The sequence below is a fragment of the Mucilaginibacter antarcticus genome (assembly GCF_042686155.1).
Lineage (GTDB): Bacteria > Bacteroidota > Bacteroidia > Sphingobacteriales > Sphingobacteriaceae > Mucilaginibacter > Mucilaginibacter antarcticus.
This window is the reverse complement of the sequence record NZ_JBHUON010000002.1, coordinates 115,064-128,557: the sequence shown is the minus strand read 5'-3', so window position 1 is coordinate 128,557 and position 13,494 is coordinate 115,064. Positions and strand designations below refer to the sequence as shown.

The 13,494-nt window shown below is 43.5% G+C and carries 12 protein-coding genes; 9 read left to right on the top strand and 3 right to left on the bottom strand.

Annotated elements, in window-relative coordinates; all coding sequences use genetic code 11:
* Positions 1–84: 84 nt before the first annotated feature.
* On the bottom strand, positions 85–1,719 hold the full coding sequence (locus ACFSYC_RS02465) for a pseudouridine synthase (protein WP_377123162.1): 1,635 nt from the start codon (positions 1,717–1,719) through the stop codon (positions 85–87).
* Positions 1,720–1,950: 231 nt separating this feature from the next.
* On the opposite strand from ACFSYC_RS02465, the gene ACFSYC_RS02460 reads away from it, so the two are divergent.
* Positions 1,951–2,742 (top strand): lytic transglycosylase domain-containing protein, encoded by a 792-nt coding sequence (locus ACFSYC_RS02460; protein WP_377123160.1) that lies wholly within the window; start codon positions 1,951–1,953, stop codon positions 2,740–2,742.
* 75 nt (positions 2,743–2,817) lie between these two features.
* On the opposite strand, the gene ACFSYC_RS02455 is transcribed toward ACFSYC_RS02460, so the two are convergent.
* Positions 2,818–3,726 (bottom strand): esterase-like activity of phytase family protein, encoded by a 909-nt coding sequence (locus ACFSYC_RS02455; protein WP_377123158.1) that lies wholly within the window; start codon positions 3,724–3,726, stop codon positions 2,818–2,820.
* Positions 3,675–4,118 (bottom strand): hypothetical protein, encoded by a 444-nt coding sequence (locus ACFSYC_RS02450; protein ID WP_377123156.1) that lies wholly within the window; start codon positions 4,116–4,118, stop codon positions 3,675–3,677. The genes ACFSYC_RS02455 and ACFSYC_RS02450 overlap by 52 nt, the downstream gene beginning before the upstream one ends.
* Positions 4,119–4,287: 169 nt before the next feature.
* Here ACFSYC_RS02450 and uvrA point away from each other — a divergent pair, with 169 nt between their 5' ends.
* The 8 genes from uvrA to ACFSYC_RS02410 all read left to right on the top strand — a co-directional run bounded on the left by uvrA (position 4,288) and on the right by ACFSYC_RS02410 (position 13,277).
* On the top strand, positions 4,288–7,131 hold the full coding sequence (gene uvrA / locus ACFSYC_RS02445; protein ID WP_377123154.1) for an excinuclease ABC subunit UvrA: 2,844 nt from the start codon (positions 4,288–4,290) through the stop codon (positions 7,129–7,131).
* A gap of 56 nt (positions 7,132–7,187) precedes the next feature.
* Positions 7,188–7,442 (top strand): type II toxin-antitoxin system Phd/YefM family antitoxin, encoded by a 255-nt coding sequence (locus ACFSYC_RS02440; RefSeq protein ID WP_377123152.1) that lies wholly within the window; start codon positions 7,188–7,190, stop codon positions 7,440–7,442.
* Positions 7,439–7,693, top strand: a complete 255-nt coding sequence (locus tag ACFSYC_RS02435; RefSeq protein WP_377123150.1) for a Txe/YoeB family addiction module toxin — start codon at positions 7,439–7,441, stop codon at positions 7,691–7,693. Before ACFSYC_RS02440 ends, ACFSYC_RS02435 begins: the two co-directional genes overlap by 4 nt.
* A 100-nt stretch (positions 7,694–7,793) precedes the next feature.
* A complete protein-coding gene (locus ACFSYC_RS02430; RefSeq protein WP_377123148.1) occupies positions 7,794–8,768 on the top strand; it encodes a hypothetical protein in 975 nt (324 codons plus the stop codon).
* A gap of 4 nt (positions 8,769–8,772) precedes the next feature.
* On the top strand, positions 8,773–9,882 hold the full coding sequence (locus ACFSYC_RS02425) for a glycosyltransferase (RefSeq protein ID WP_377123146.1): 1,110 nt from the start codon (positions 8,773–8,775) through the stop codon (positions 9,880–9,882).
* A gap of 172 nt (positions 9,883–10,054) precedes the next feature.
* Positions 10,055–11,293, top strand: a complete 1,239-nt coding sequence (locus tag ACFSYC_RS02420) for a PP2C family protein-serine/threonine phosphatase (protein ID WP_377123144.1) — start codon at positions 10,055–10,057, stop codon at positions 11,291–11,293.
* Positions 11,294–11,376: 83 nt separating this feature from the next.
* The gene (locus ACFSYC_RS02415; RefSeq protein WP_377123142.1) at positions 11,377–11,988 is read left to right on the top strand and encodes a ribonuclease HII; all 612 of its coding nucleotides are present in this window, start codon (positions 11,377–11,379) and stop codon (positions 11,986–11,988) included.
* Between the two features lie 83 nt (positions 11,989–12,071).
* Complete coding sequence (locus ACFSYC_RS02410) at positions 12,072–13,277, top strand: glycosyltransferase family 4 protein (RefSeq protein ID WP_377123140.1); 1,206 nt, start codon at positions 12,072–12,074, stop codon at positions 13,275–13,277.
* Positions 13,278–13,494: the final 217 nt, after the last annotated feature.

Here is a 13,494-nt window from a genome sequence, read left to right as displayed (position 1 = left end):
TTAGGCAAATTCAACAAAAAACGCCCCCGATAAAAACCGGCGGCGTTATGTTATTTTATAACCTACTGCTTTGGCAGGAGATGCTTATTTTATTAAATGCTTTAGTTGTATAACTTCCTTTTCATCAAGATATCTCCAACGTCCGCGCGGAAGGTCTTTTTTAGTAAGGTTAGCGTACACCACACGGTCAAGCTTTACAACCTCATAATCCAGGTGCTCAAACATACGGCGTACAATGCGGTTTTTACCACTATGTATCTGCACGCCAACTTCTTTTTTGGTAGCACCGGTAACATATGATACCGAATCGGGTTTTATCAAGCCGTCTTCCAGCTCTAAACCAAACTGCAATTTATTTAAATCGCCCTGGGCTAAGCTTTTGCTAAGCTCAACATGATAAATTTTAGTGATGCTGCTACGCGGATGCGATAGCTTATCGGCTAAATCTCCATCGTTTGTCATCAGCAACAAACCGGTAGTGTTACGGTCAAGGCGTCCAACCGGATAAATACGCTCGCGGCTGGCTTTTTCAACCAGGTGCATTACAGTACGGCGCTCCTGCGGATCGTCGGTAGTAGTGATATAATCCTTCGGTTTGTTCAGCAATACGTAAACGCTTTTTTCGCGCTTAAGAGTTTCGCCATTATAACGGATCTCATCCCTCATGGGGTCAACCTTATGGCCAAGTTCGTTTATAACAACACCATTAACAGATACTACACCTGCTATGATCAACTCATCTGCCTTACGGCGAGAGCAGATACCTGCGTTAGCTATATAACGGTTCAACCGGATCAAACCGTCATCTTCTGATTTTTTGGTTGGCTTTTTAGCCCGCATAGTTTTTACGGGCGCATCGGCGTCGCGGCTTGTTCTTTCGTAAAGAGGTCTTTCCTCCGCATCTTTACGGAAAGGTTTATCACCCGCATTAAAGTCAGTTCTTGGTGGTTTATCAGTGCTAACCTTGCGGTCGCCGGTTGGGTTACCATAGCTTGTCGGCGTTCTTTTAGGCTTGTCGCCAAAATCAGCACCCTTAGGTTTTCGGTTAAATTTCCCCTCAACACCAAAGCTTTTCTTCGGGCGATCTTCGCTTCCACCTTCGCGGCTACCGTATGGTTTGCTGCGCGGTGCAAAATCTTTATTATCGCCACCAAAGCTTTTCTTTGGGCGGTCTTCACTTCCCCCTTCGCGGCTGCCGTAAGGCTTACTGCGCGGAGAAAATTCTTTCTTATCGCCACCAAAGCTTTTCTTTGGGCGCTCTTCACTTCCGCCTTCGCGGCTGCCATAAGGCTTGCTACGCGGAGAAAATTCTTTCTTATCGCCACCAAATGTTTTCCTTGGGCGTTCGCTATCGCCGCCTTCTGTGGGGCGACCAGAATATGGTTTGTTACGTGGTGAAAAGCTTTTTTTATCGCTACCCGCTTCGGTACCGTAGCCTCTTTTTGGTCTTTCGCTATCGCCACCTTCGGTAGGGCGGCCAGAGTAAGGTTTGCGTGACGAAAAGCCTTTTTTATCGGCACCGCCAGAAAACGCTGAACCGCGGTCTGAAGATGGTCCGCTCGAGTATCTTTTTTTAGTATTGTCTGAGCTTGATTTGTCCGTGCTTTTTGAAGAGCTTCCACGGGTGGAATCAGATCGTTTTCTATCGCCTCCTTTTGAGGGTCCATTTGATCTGCCATTCCTGTCGTCGCGACTGTTAGTTGGTCTTTTAAATACCATAGTTTTTAGTTTGCGCTTTCGCAGCGTGAGGTGCAAAAGTACTGTTTTTACAGGGTTTTAAGCCTGTTTTTTCATTTTTTTTTACCGGGCTAAAAACGACGTTTAAACCCCTTTAAACGTTGATTTTTACACTATTTTTAAAAACTCAAAACACTAAGGGGGTTGTAAGTGTTTGACATCCTGACTTATATAACGTACCTTTGTACATCATTTACCAAAATGAATTGTTCTATGAATAGAAAAAAAATGATAAATAAACACTTAATTACGTGCTCCGTAATTGCTGTTTTAGCCATCGTTTTCGAGCTTAACATTTGCAGCACAACGGTTGTAAAACCGGTGGCTAAAACAAGCCCACGCGTTTCTAAATTTATCGCTAATAATAACGTTACTGCAAATAATTACAGCTTCGCAAATGAAGCACTACCTGTTAGCAACGCCATTGACAAAAAAATGCAGCGTTCGCTACAGAAACATAACTACAAAAACATTGGCTCACACTTATTACAACGCAAAGCCGAGAAGTTATTTCCAATTATCGAGCCAATTTTAAAAGCTTACGGTATCCCGAACGATTTTAAGTATTTGCCACTTGTTGAGTCTGGTTTAAAAGAAGGCACATCGCCTAAAGGCGCCCGCGGCTTATGGCAATTTATGCCGGGTACCGCCCGCTCTTATGGTTTAAAGGTTAGCAAAAGTATTGACGAACGTTTAAACGTTAAAAAATCAACCATCGCCGCTTGTAAGTATTTGCGCGAGTTGCATGGCGAGTTTAACAGCTGGACACTAGCCGCAGCCGCTTATAACAATGGCTCGATTAAACTGGCCAAGGCTATTAACAGCCAAAGCGAAGACAATTACTACCGCATGAAGCTAAACCGCGAAACCGGCAGTTACGTTTATAATTTAATAGCCATGAAAGCTATTATTGCACACCCCAAAGATTACGGTTACAAAGGTAACTACTACGCCTATTTACAGCCAAAAAACTTTTTGATAAGCAACAGTAACAACTTGTTGTAAAACATAAAGCAATTACGGAGCACAAAAAAGGCCGTCGACTATAGTAGTTGGCGGCCTTTTTATTTGTGTTTAGGCTTATTGCAGTTTCAACTTAACAAAGTAAATGCGGTTGTTGTCAACCTTGCCTGTTGATAGTGTTTTGGCGCTAAATGCGCTGGCCCCATTATCAACTACCCCAAAGTCATCATCGTTAGATATAGCCAGGATATTGTTAGGCAGTAACGCTATGCCCTCGGCTTTATCATGCGGGTAAACTGATGTTAAATCTTTCAGCAGATCTAATACCAAAATTTTCTCAACCGGGGTAATTCCTGCAGCTGTTAAACCGGCACGGTCATTTAACTCTTCAACAGTTTTGCCACCAAATAACTTACCATTAGCACCATTTATGGGGTCAGAAACATCTGTAGCGCCATTAAGGCTAAATTTAAATACTTTTTTAAAAGTAGCAGGATTTGTCGCGTTACCACCAAACAAACCATCGCGCTCAATAGTCAGGAAAGTAGTGGCGTTTACTGCTAATATTTCGCTGCAACCGGTGAGGGTAATATTGTCCATCAAATAAGCGTATTGCTTGGTTACGCCTGTTGCGATATCAAAAGTAAGAATACGTAACACTAATGAGTTTGCAACGTTTGTCTTTGCAGGGTTGTACATGGGCGATTGCATTAAGCCAACTAAAGTTTTACCGTCCGGGGTAATCGTTAAACCCTCCATACCTCGATTTGCCCTGCGTTTTGCAAATACCAACGGAATAGTACGACCGCCGGTACCCGTACCAAAAGGGTTAATGCGCTCAATGGTTTTACCGGTTGCATCGACATGTACAATGTGAGGTCCGTATTCGTCGCTGATCCAAAAAGAGCCATCGCTTGCTAATACTAAACCTTCAGAGTCAATACCGTCTGCGCTTGGCTGGATCAGGTTGCCGTTCAAATCATAGGGCACCTCGCCGGTTGCGCCAGAACCAACCGGGTTTGGCAAACCGTTAATTTACCGCCGGCATTGTTTTTAAGTTCGATGGTTTGCTCTAATACTAGTTTACCATTTTTCAACCTGAATTTGCCGATAGCGGGTGTAAAGTCCGACTTTCCGATGATGATTGAGTTGGTAATAGTCCCTGCAACGTTGGGACCACGATCGGTCAATAAATAGAATACGTTTGGATCTTTAGGGTCAGCAGCTAAAGCCGAACCAAAACCGCCGTTATATACTTTAACGCCGGTGCTTGTCGTCATCAATAAAGCCGGATCTGTAGCTTCTGCCATTTCAGGGTAGCTTATTATAACTGGCGCAGTTACGGTTAAATTGTTTTTTTTGCATGAGGCAAAGCTTATTGCTGCAATGGCTGCAATTCCAATTAAGGGTTTTTTCATTTGTGAAAATCTGATGTGAAATATTCAGCAAAGAAATATTCGGCATATAACCCAGCTGTTAACTTAAAAACAATTTGACGCTTATGCTAGTTGAGCTTTGGATGACATTAAAACCCTGCATTTTATTTACCTTTGCAAAAAATATTAGCAAAAAAATTCTGCTTAATTTATGAGCGAAAAACATATAGACCTGGGTGAGCAAAGCGAAGTTGAGGTATACGGCGCACGGGTACACAATTTGAAAAATATTGATGTTTCTTTCCCGCGCAATCAGCTGGTAGTTATTACCGGTTTAAGCGGCAGCGGCAAATCATCGCTGGCGTTTGATACCATTTATGCCGAGGGCCAGCGCCGTTACATGGAAACATTTTCGGCCTACTCGCGCCAGTTTATGGGCGGTATGGAGCGCCCGGATGTAGATAAAGTATCTGGCCTTAGCCCGGTTATTGCTATTGAGCAAAAAACCACCACCAAAAACCCACGCTCAACTGTAGGGACCATTACAGAGATCTATGATTTTATGCGCTTGCTCTTTGCCCGTACCGGCGACGCTTTTAGCTACGTAAGTGGCGAGAAGATGGAACGCATGAGCGAGGATCAGATCCTGAAAACCATTACCGAGAAATTTAAAGATCAGCCTGTAAATATTTTGGCACCGGTAGTTAAAGCGCGCAAAGGGCATTACCGCGAATTATTTGAGCAGATACGCAAACAAGGCTACCTGAAAGTTTGGATAGACGGCGCCATTGCCGACGTTGAGCCTAAAATGCAGCTCGATCGTTACAAAATACACGATATTGATATAGTTGTGGATAGGCTGCAGGTAAGCGATGAGAATAGCAAGCGTTTATACACATCCATACAGGCAGCGCTTAAAATGGCTAAGGGCATTATCCGTATTGCCGATAAGGACAACAACGTAGCCTATTTCAGCAAGTATTTGATGGACCCGGTTTCGGGGATCTCCTATGACGAGCCGCAGCCGAATACCTTTTCCTTTAACTCGCCTTATGGCGCCTGCGAGAAATGTAATGGCCTGGGCTATATTTTTGAGGTTGATGAGGATTCTGTTATCCCAAATAGAAAGCTAAGCATTTTAAACGGCGGCCTTGCGCCGCTTGGCGAGTTTCGCGAGACTTGGATCTTCCAGGTATTAAAAGCGTTGGCCAAAAAGTTTGATTTCTCTTTATCTACGCCGATAGAAAAGCTTGAAAAAGAAAAGCTTGATATTATTCTAAATGGCACCAATGAAATGGTAACTGTATCGGTAGAATACAACAAGTGGAACGTACAGAGCTACCAGATAACCTTTGATGGCATCATCCGGATGCTGGAAGAGCAGCAGGAGCGCCGCGGCGACGAAGGCATGGACGATATGGAAAACTATCGCGTGCTTAAAACATGCCCTACCTGTGACGGTGCGCGATTGAAAAAAGAATCGCTAAACTTTAAGGTAGATGGCAAGAACATCTTTGAGTTGGCGACTATGGACATCCGCACGCTGCAAGATTGGTTTGTTGGGCTTGAAGACCGTCTAACCGAGCGTCAAAATATTATTGGCAAAGAGATCCTGAAAGAGATTCGCGCCCGTATAGTTTTCCTGATGGATGTGGGATTGAGCTATTTAACGCTTGATCGTACCGCTAAAACATTATCAGGCGGCGAGGCACAACGTATCAGGCTGGCAACGCAGATCGGGTCGCAGCTGATGAATGTAATGTACATTTTGGATGAGCCGAGCATAGGCCTGCACCAACGGGATAACGAGCGCCTGATAAACGCCCTTAAAAACCTGCGCGACCTGGGCAACACCGTATTAGTGGTTGAGCACGATAAGGACATGATCCTTGAGGCCGACCACGTAATAGACATGGGCCCCGCAGCCGGGGTACATGGCGGAACAATTGTGGCTCAAGGCACTCCCCAGCAGTTAATGAGTATACAAACGCTCACCACATCATACATTAACGGTACAAGGCAAATAGCCATCCCTGAAAAGCGCCGCGAGGGTAATGGCAAGTCGCTCTCGCTAAAAAAAGCTACCGGACACAACTTAAAAAAGGTAAGTGTTGAATTTCCTTTAGGGAAGCTTATCGGTGTAACCGGTGTATCCGGCAGCGGCAAATCAAGTTTGATCACCGAGACCCTGTACCCCATACTTAACCATCATTTCTTCAGGGCCAAAAAACAGCCTTTGCCTTATGACAAAGTTGAAGGGCTTGAGCATATTGATAAAGTAATTGAGATAGACCAAAGCGCTATTGGTCGCACGCCGCGGTCAAATCCAGCTACGTACACCGGTGTGTTCTCAGATATCCGTAATTTGTATGTGGCATTGCCCGAGTCGAGGATCCGTGGGTACAAACCCGGTCGTTTCTCATTCAACGTAAAAGGCGGCCGCTGCGAAACCTGCCAGGGCGCGGGTCAAAAAGTTATTGAAATGAACTTTTTGCCCGATGTACAGGTGCCATGCGAAGAATGTGGTGGCCGTAGGTACAATCGCGAAACGCTGGAGGTGCGCTATAAGGGCAAATCGATCAGCGATGTGCTGGATATGAGTATTGAAGATGCAGTTCCGTTTTTTGAACATATCCCCTCTATCTACCGTAAAGTAAAAACCTTGCTTGATGTGGGCCTGGGTTATATCACTTTAGGGCAATCATCAACTACGCTTTCAGGAGGCGAAGCGCAACGGGTTAAACTGGCTACCGAGCTATCTAAAAAAGATACCGGTAATACCTTCTATATATTAGATGAGCCTACAACCGGTTTACACTTCGAGGATATTAATGTGCTGCTTGGTGTTTTATACCAACTGGTTGATAAAGGCAACACCGTTTTAGTAATTGAACATAACCTTGATGTTATTAAGGTTGTAGACCATGTGATAGATCTTGGGCCAGAAGGCGGGTCCGGCGGGGGCAACATCCTGTTCTCGGGCACCCCGGAAGGTTTATGTAAAGTGAAAAGCAGTTTTACTGGGCAATTTTTGAAAAAAGAAATGGGTTTATAAGTACAGGATGTTGTACATGTCAATTATCTCATTATCTTTGTAAAAATTAATACAACATGTTAGTTACAACATACACCACTTTTAGACAACAACTTAAATCATATCTTGATAAAGTTCGTGATAACCATACGCCTTTGTTTGTTACTACAACCAGTGGCGAAGATGTAGTTGTAATTTCAAAATCTGATTACGAAAGCATGCAGGAAACTTTCTATCTGCTAAAAAGTCCCGCTAATGCTGCGCGACTCTTAAAAAGTGTTGCGGATTACGAGAATGGATTAGGCACTGAAAGAAGCCTAATTGAAGAATGAGGATAGTTTTTCTTGACCAAGGGTGGGAAGATTACTTGTTCTGGCAAAGCACTGATAAAGCTTTATTAAAAAAGGTAAACGCATTAATAAAAGAAATTGAGCGGACTCCTTTTGATGGCAGTGGTAAACCAGAGCCGCTTCGTCACAATTTAACCGGATATTGGTCTCGTCGGATAACGCTTGAACATCGATTGGTTTATAAAATCGACAATGATACCATCGTGATTTATCAATGCAGATATCATTATTAAGCCGACTTAATCAAACACACGTCGGATATTTTGTACACTATACCGGGCAAGCCAAACAGCTTGCCCTCTTTTTTTGTAATATTGCAAAAATATCTACCGTTTGACCGCCGCTGCTAAAAAATTATTCTCGTTTTTGTTAAAAGCCGGCTTGCTGGTTTTGGCTTTTGTGTTCATATATAGCCAGTACATCAAAAAGGGCGACAACTTAAAAGAGTTTGAAAAAGCGCTTGATGCTTTAAACCATACGCACGTAATTATAGTAATGACCGTGGTAGTGTTTTTAATGCTGGCCAATTGGTTTGTAGAGTGCTTAAAATGGAAATTTATTACCGAGCGCTTTGCGCCCTTAACTGTATGGCGGTCTATCGAAGGTGTTTTTTGCGGACTTACCTGGGCCGTTTTCACACCTAATCGTATTGGAGAATATGGCGGCCGTGTAATGTTTCTACCCCCTCATAAACGTATGTACGGTGTTTTCGCCATGGCTGTTGGGTCGTTTGGCCAAAACGTGGTGACCAACGTAATGGGGGCATCGGCAATATTATGGTTCTGCTATACTTTTTTAAACCTTAGCACCCTTGCCTTATCCGTTATCACCTTGTTGGTTCCGGCATACATCGCGCTATTCCTGGTTGTTTATTTCAATATCAAATGGATAGTTAGCTGGCTTGACCGCATATCGTTCCTCAAAAAATACCGCCGCTTTTTTGATATCATGGGCGCTTATAAGTTTGACGACCTGATCAAAATCATGGGTTTTTGTTTGACAAGATTTGGTATCTTCTCTTTCCAATACTACCTTATAATACACATGTTGGTGCCTGAGCTGCCTTTTTATCAAATAGAGCTGTTGGTTTTTATTGTGTTCTTTGTGCAATCGGCACTCCCGTCGCTTGACTTAATAGATGTTTCCGTTCGCGCTTCGGCATCGGCAACGGTTTTTGCTTACGTAACACAGCAAGAGATTGCCATTATAGCGGCGTTTACTGCTATTTGGCTTATTAACTTAATTATTCCTGCTATTTTAGGCTCCGTTTTCATTTTTAAACTCAAATTCTTTGATCGAAACAATTAGTGTTGTGTCACTTTGGCTCACCGGTTTGTATCTGTGTGTGCTGGTCTACCTTATTAAGGGCTGGGCTAAATTAAAACGACCCGTATTATCAACAAAACCGCCGGTTACTAAAGTAACTATATTGATAGCAGCCCGTAACGAAGCCGAAAAGATCCATCATACTATAGAGGATATCCTGGCGCAAGACTATCCGAAGCATCTTACAGAGATCATCATTATTGACGACCACTCGACGGATAATACTTCAGCTATTATTAGCAGCTACGCAGACAGGGGAGTAACGCTTTTACAGCTTAATGAAAAAGAGCCCCTTAACTCTTACAAGAAAAAAGCTATAGCTACTGCGATAGATCTGTCGACCGGCGAGTTAATGGTTGCTACCGATGCAGATTGCCGCATGGGCGCGCAATGGCTGTCATCAATTGTGGGTTATTATGAGGATAACGATATGGTGATGATTTCGTCACCTGTTACTTATTTTGAAGAGCAATCGTTATTTGAGCGCTTGCAAACCCTGGAGTTTGGATATCTGATAGGTATTGGCGCGGCGTTTATTGGCAATAACCGGGCATCAAACTGCAACGGGGCCAATTTGGCTTACCGTAAAGATACTTTTTACGAGGTTGGTGGCTTTAAAGGCATTGATGACCTCGCATCGGGCGACGACGAGCTATTGCTTCAAAAAATTGCGGAGCGCCACCCCGGTAAAATCGGGTTTTTAAAACTGCGCGAAGCCGTGGTTTACACTTACGCTAAACCTACCCTGCAGGAGTTTTTACAGCAAAGACGCCGTTGGGCATCAAAATCGACTAAATATAAAGACAAAAAGATTGTGGCTCTGGCTATTGGTATCTGGTTGTTTAATGTGTCACTGGTAATAAACACTTGCCTGGGTTTTTACGATAGCTACTTTTTTAAACTGGTGCTTATCCAGTTTGGGCTAAAACATGTTTTTGAAACCGCATTCTTATATCCTATCATGTCGTTTTTTAAACGCCTGGCTTTGGTGCCCTTACTCATTGTACTATCGCCGATACATATTTTGTACTTTATGTATATCGGCTTAGCGGGCACTTCGAGCAAATATGTTTGGAAAGGCCGCCTGGTTAAATAATAATGATGTAGTTAGGCCAACTTGTATATATCTGCACAAAATTATATTGCGCTCATTTTCTTGGGTTTCCGCTCCTTATTACAACCCTTAAGAATACTTTTAGTACAAAGTACATAAACAGCGATGCGTAAGTAATATATTTTCTCTACTTTAGTCTCTCCCGAGACCAAACATGCAAAACACAGAACAGTCCTCGGGCGAGGACGAACTAATCAGGTTACTGTTAAAAAGACAGTCCGAGTTGAACTCTTTGCTGGAGATTACGCGCGCTATAAATAAAAACGCGGCTACCACGATATTGATTCAAATGCTCGAGGTGATATTGCAAAACTACCTGCAGGTGGGCTCTTTCCGCTTCCTGATGGAGAAGGATGGCTCGTACGCCTGCATATCTAAATATGGCGGCGATTTTGAGCCTATTGGCGAGTTAAGTCGCGCGTGTGCAACACAACATAAAATAAAAGCACCCAAGTCATTAGCCGGCAGCGCCAATGCTGTATTAAAAAAATACGACTACTTTATCCCCATAAATCATAAAAGCAAGGCCCTGGCTTTTGCCCTTATCGGTGAATTTAATACATCGGGCGAGATGTTGAATAACGACCTTAACTTTATTCAAACCATGATAAACGTGGTGGTGGTAGCGCTGGAGAATAAAAAGCTTTTCCGGGAGCGTTTACAGGCCGAGCGTTTGCAACGCGAAATGGAACTGGCCGCAGAAGTGCAGAATATGTTGATTCCGCTACGGATGCATAAGGATGAAAGTGTAGAAATTGGCGCCAAATATCTTCCCCATCAAAACATTGGCGGCGATTATTATGATTTCATCCGCATTAACAAGCACGAGTTTATTTGGTGCATTGCCGATGTATCGGGCAAGGGGGTATCTGCCGCATTATTAATGGCTAATTTCCAGGCTAGCCTGCATGCATGGGCAGCTGTAGAAGATGATTTGACCAACATCATTGATCGACTTAATAAAAAGGTGGTAACAAACACCCAGGGCGAGCGTTTTATAACCCTGTTTATTGCCAAGTATAACGAACAAACACGCAAGCTTAACTATATCAATGCCGGCCATAACGCCACAATTTTATACTCTGAGGGCGAGGCAATACCATTAAAGCTGGGCACCACCATGATTGGTGCTTTTGAAGATCTGCCATTTATAAACGAAGGCGAAATAGACATAGAGCCCGGGAGCCTGTTGGTTAACTATACCGACGGCCTGGTGGATATTGAACCATCGGGCGATAAAGTGTGGGGCGAGGACCAATTGAATGACTTTGTACTTAGCCATGGCGAACTCTCGCCTGATGCCTTTAACCAGGCCTTGATGGACCATTTAAACTTAAATATAAAAGGCAAGCCTATTGACGATATTACCATATTGACGTTGAGGATATTTTAGACCAGTGTCAGTATAGGTCTTGTTGATAAATCGCTAAAAACACATCCTCATAAAATAATACTTTTACAGCCAACGTTTAAAACATGTTGTTAGCAAGATACCAGCACGAATTATTAGAAGCAGGATGCGATGAAGCCGGCCGCGGCTGTTTAGCAGGGCCTGTGTTTGCTGCTGCTGTAATTTTGCCCGCTGATTTTGAGCACGAACTACTAAACGACTCTAAAATTATTCCGGAAGAATTGCGCTATGCCCTGCGCGTCGAGATTGAAGAAAAAGCTATCGCCTTTGCAATAGCATCGGTAGATAATGTAGAGATAGATGAAATCAATATCTTGAACGCATCCTTTTTGGCTATGCATCGTGCTATTGAAAAACTGCATTTACAGCCGGCATTTTTGATCATCGACGGTAATCGTTTTAATAAACACGCCACTATACCGCATCAATGTGTGGTAAAAGGCGATTCAAAATACTTAAGCATCGCAGCGGCGTCTATTTTGGCAAAAACATACCGCGACGACTACATGAAGCAGCTGGCAGCAGAGCACCCGGAGTACGACTGGCACAGCAATAAAGGTTACGGAACACTTAAACATCGCAAGTCAATCCTGGCCAATGGCTATACCCCATATCACCGCCGCACATTTAACGTTAGCCTGATAACCGACGGCCTGATGATACAGGTTATTGAATAAATTACCTTTCTATTATCATTAGCCGACGGCAACGGCTTGATTAGGTGGGCCAATAATGCTATTTTTGGTAAAAACCGGTCCCATTGAGAATTTTAATCCTAAGCCATCGTGTACCATTCCCGCAAAATGGCGGCTACGCGATTGTGGTAGCCAATACCATAAAGGGCCTGGTTAATTCTGGTCACACAGTTTCCCTGATAGCCCTTAACGCCAAACGACACAACTACGAGAGCCATCTGCCGGATGACGACCTGATGGGTAAGATCACTTACTGGGCGCATGATATTGATACCACAGTGACAGTGCTTGATGTGGCGGTAAATCTCTTCAAAAAGACATCTTTTAACGTCGACCGGTTTTACGACAAAGAATTTGAGCAGTTACTGGCCAATGATTTACAGGCGCACCAGTATGATGTTATACAGCTGGAAGGCCTGTTTGTATCAATGTATGTAGATACAGTGCGCAAATACTCAAAAGCTAAATTGGTTTACCGGGCGCATAATATTGAGAACCAAATTTGGTGGCGACTGTCCTTACAAAAAGTCGATCCGTTTAAAAAATCGTACCTGCGCATGCATGGGCGCCGTATTAAAAATTATGAGCAGCAGCAGCTAAACCTGGTTGATGCCATATCGGTTTTTACCCCGCAGGATAAAGCTACCTTGTTAGAATATGGCATTAAAGTCCCTATAGATATATTACCTATAGGGCTGCGACTTGAAAAATATATGCCCGACCAAAGCCTAACCGAGTTCCCGAGCTTATTTTTCCTTGGATCATTAGACTGGCTGCCTAACCGCGAGGGCATGGAGTGGTTTTTAGATACTTTTATAAACGATATTACCACTGGCGACCTGCCTGTTAAACTTTATGTAGCCGGCAATGACATCCCCGACCGTTTTGACGACTACGAAGCCTTGGGTAAGGTATTTATACAAGGCGAAGTTGATGATGCCCTGGAGTTTGTAAACAGCAAATCCATCATGATCGTTCCGCTGGTATCCGGCGGCGGTATGCGGGTAAAGATCATTGAAGGTATGGCGATGCAGAAATGTATCATCTCCACTTCGCTGGGGGCCGAGGGCATTCACTTTACCAATGGGCATGATATCATTATAGCCAATAACCGCGAGGAGTTTTATACGGCTATGCAAAAGTGCATCCGCGATGAACATTACTGTATGGAGCTTGGCCGTAACGCCCGCCGGCTTACCGAAAAGGAGCACGATATTAACGTGGTTACGCAGAACCAAGTTAAGTTTTTTGAGGAATGCTGTAGCAGGTAGTGCCAAAAGTACAGCGAAGGACCCGTCTTTACTTCTCTGGAGGCGTTTACCCCTTTTCTGGCAATTGTTCTGGTTGTTATCATTAAATACTATTGGCAACGTCAGCCTGTTTCACCACATAAAACATGCGATTTATATGGTTTTGATTATCAAATATTTACTAATCTCCCGTAAAAATGCTGACGTAAAAGTTGTTTCATTTTGTTTCACGTCTTTT

Excerpts from the sequence above, each read along its gene's own strand:
- ACFSYC_RS02460 (WP_377123160.1), top strand. The coding sequence starts at position 1,951 with ATGAATAGAAAAAAAATGATAAATAAACACTTAATTACGTGCTCCGTA.
- ACFSYC_RS02415 (WP_377123142.1), top strand. The coding sequence starts at position 11,377 with ATGTTGTTAGCAAGATACCAGCACGAATTATTAGAAGCAGGATGCGAT.
- ACFSYC_RS02420 (WP_377123144.1), top strand. The coding sequence starts at position 10,055 with ATGCAAAACACAGAACAGTCCTCGGGCGAGGACGAACTAATCAGGTTA.
- ACFSYC_RS02440 (WP_377123152.1), top strand. The coding sequence starts at position 7,188 with ATGTTAGTTACAACATACACCACTTTTAGACAACAACTTAAATCATAT.
- ACFSYC_RS02465 (WP_377123162.1), bottom strand. The coding sequence starts at position 1,719 with ATGGTATTTAAAAGACCAACTAACAGTCGCGACGACAGGAATGGCAGA.
- ACFSYC_RS02450 (WP_377123156.1), bottom strand. The coding sequence starts at position 4,118 with ATGAAAAAACCCTTAATTGGAATTGCAGCCATTGCAGCAATAAGCTTT.
- uvrA (WP_377123154.1), top strand. The coding sequence starts at position 4,288 with ATGAGCGAAAAACATATAGACCTGGGTGAGCAAAGCGAAGTTGAGGTA.
- ACFSYC_RS02435 (WP_377123150.1), top strand. The coding sequence starts at position 7,439 with ATGAGGATAGTTTTTCTTGACCAAGGGTGGGAAGATTACTTGTTCTGG.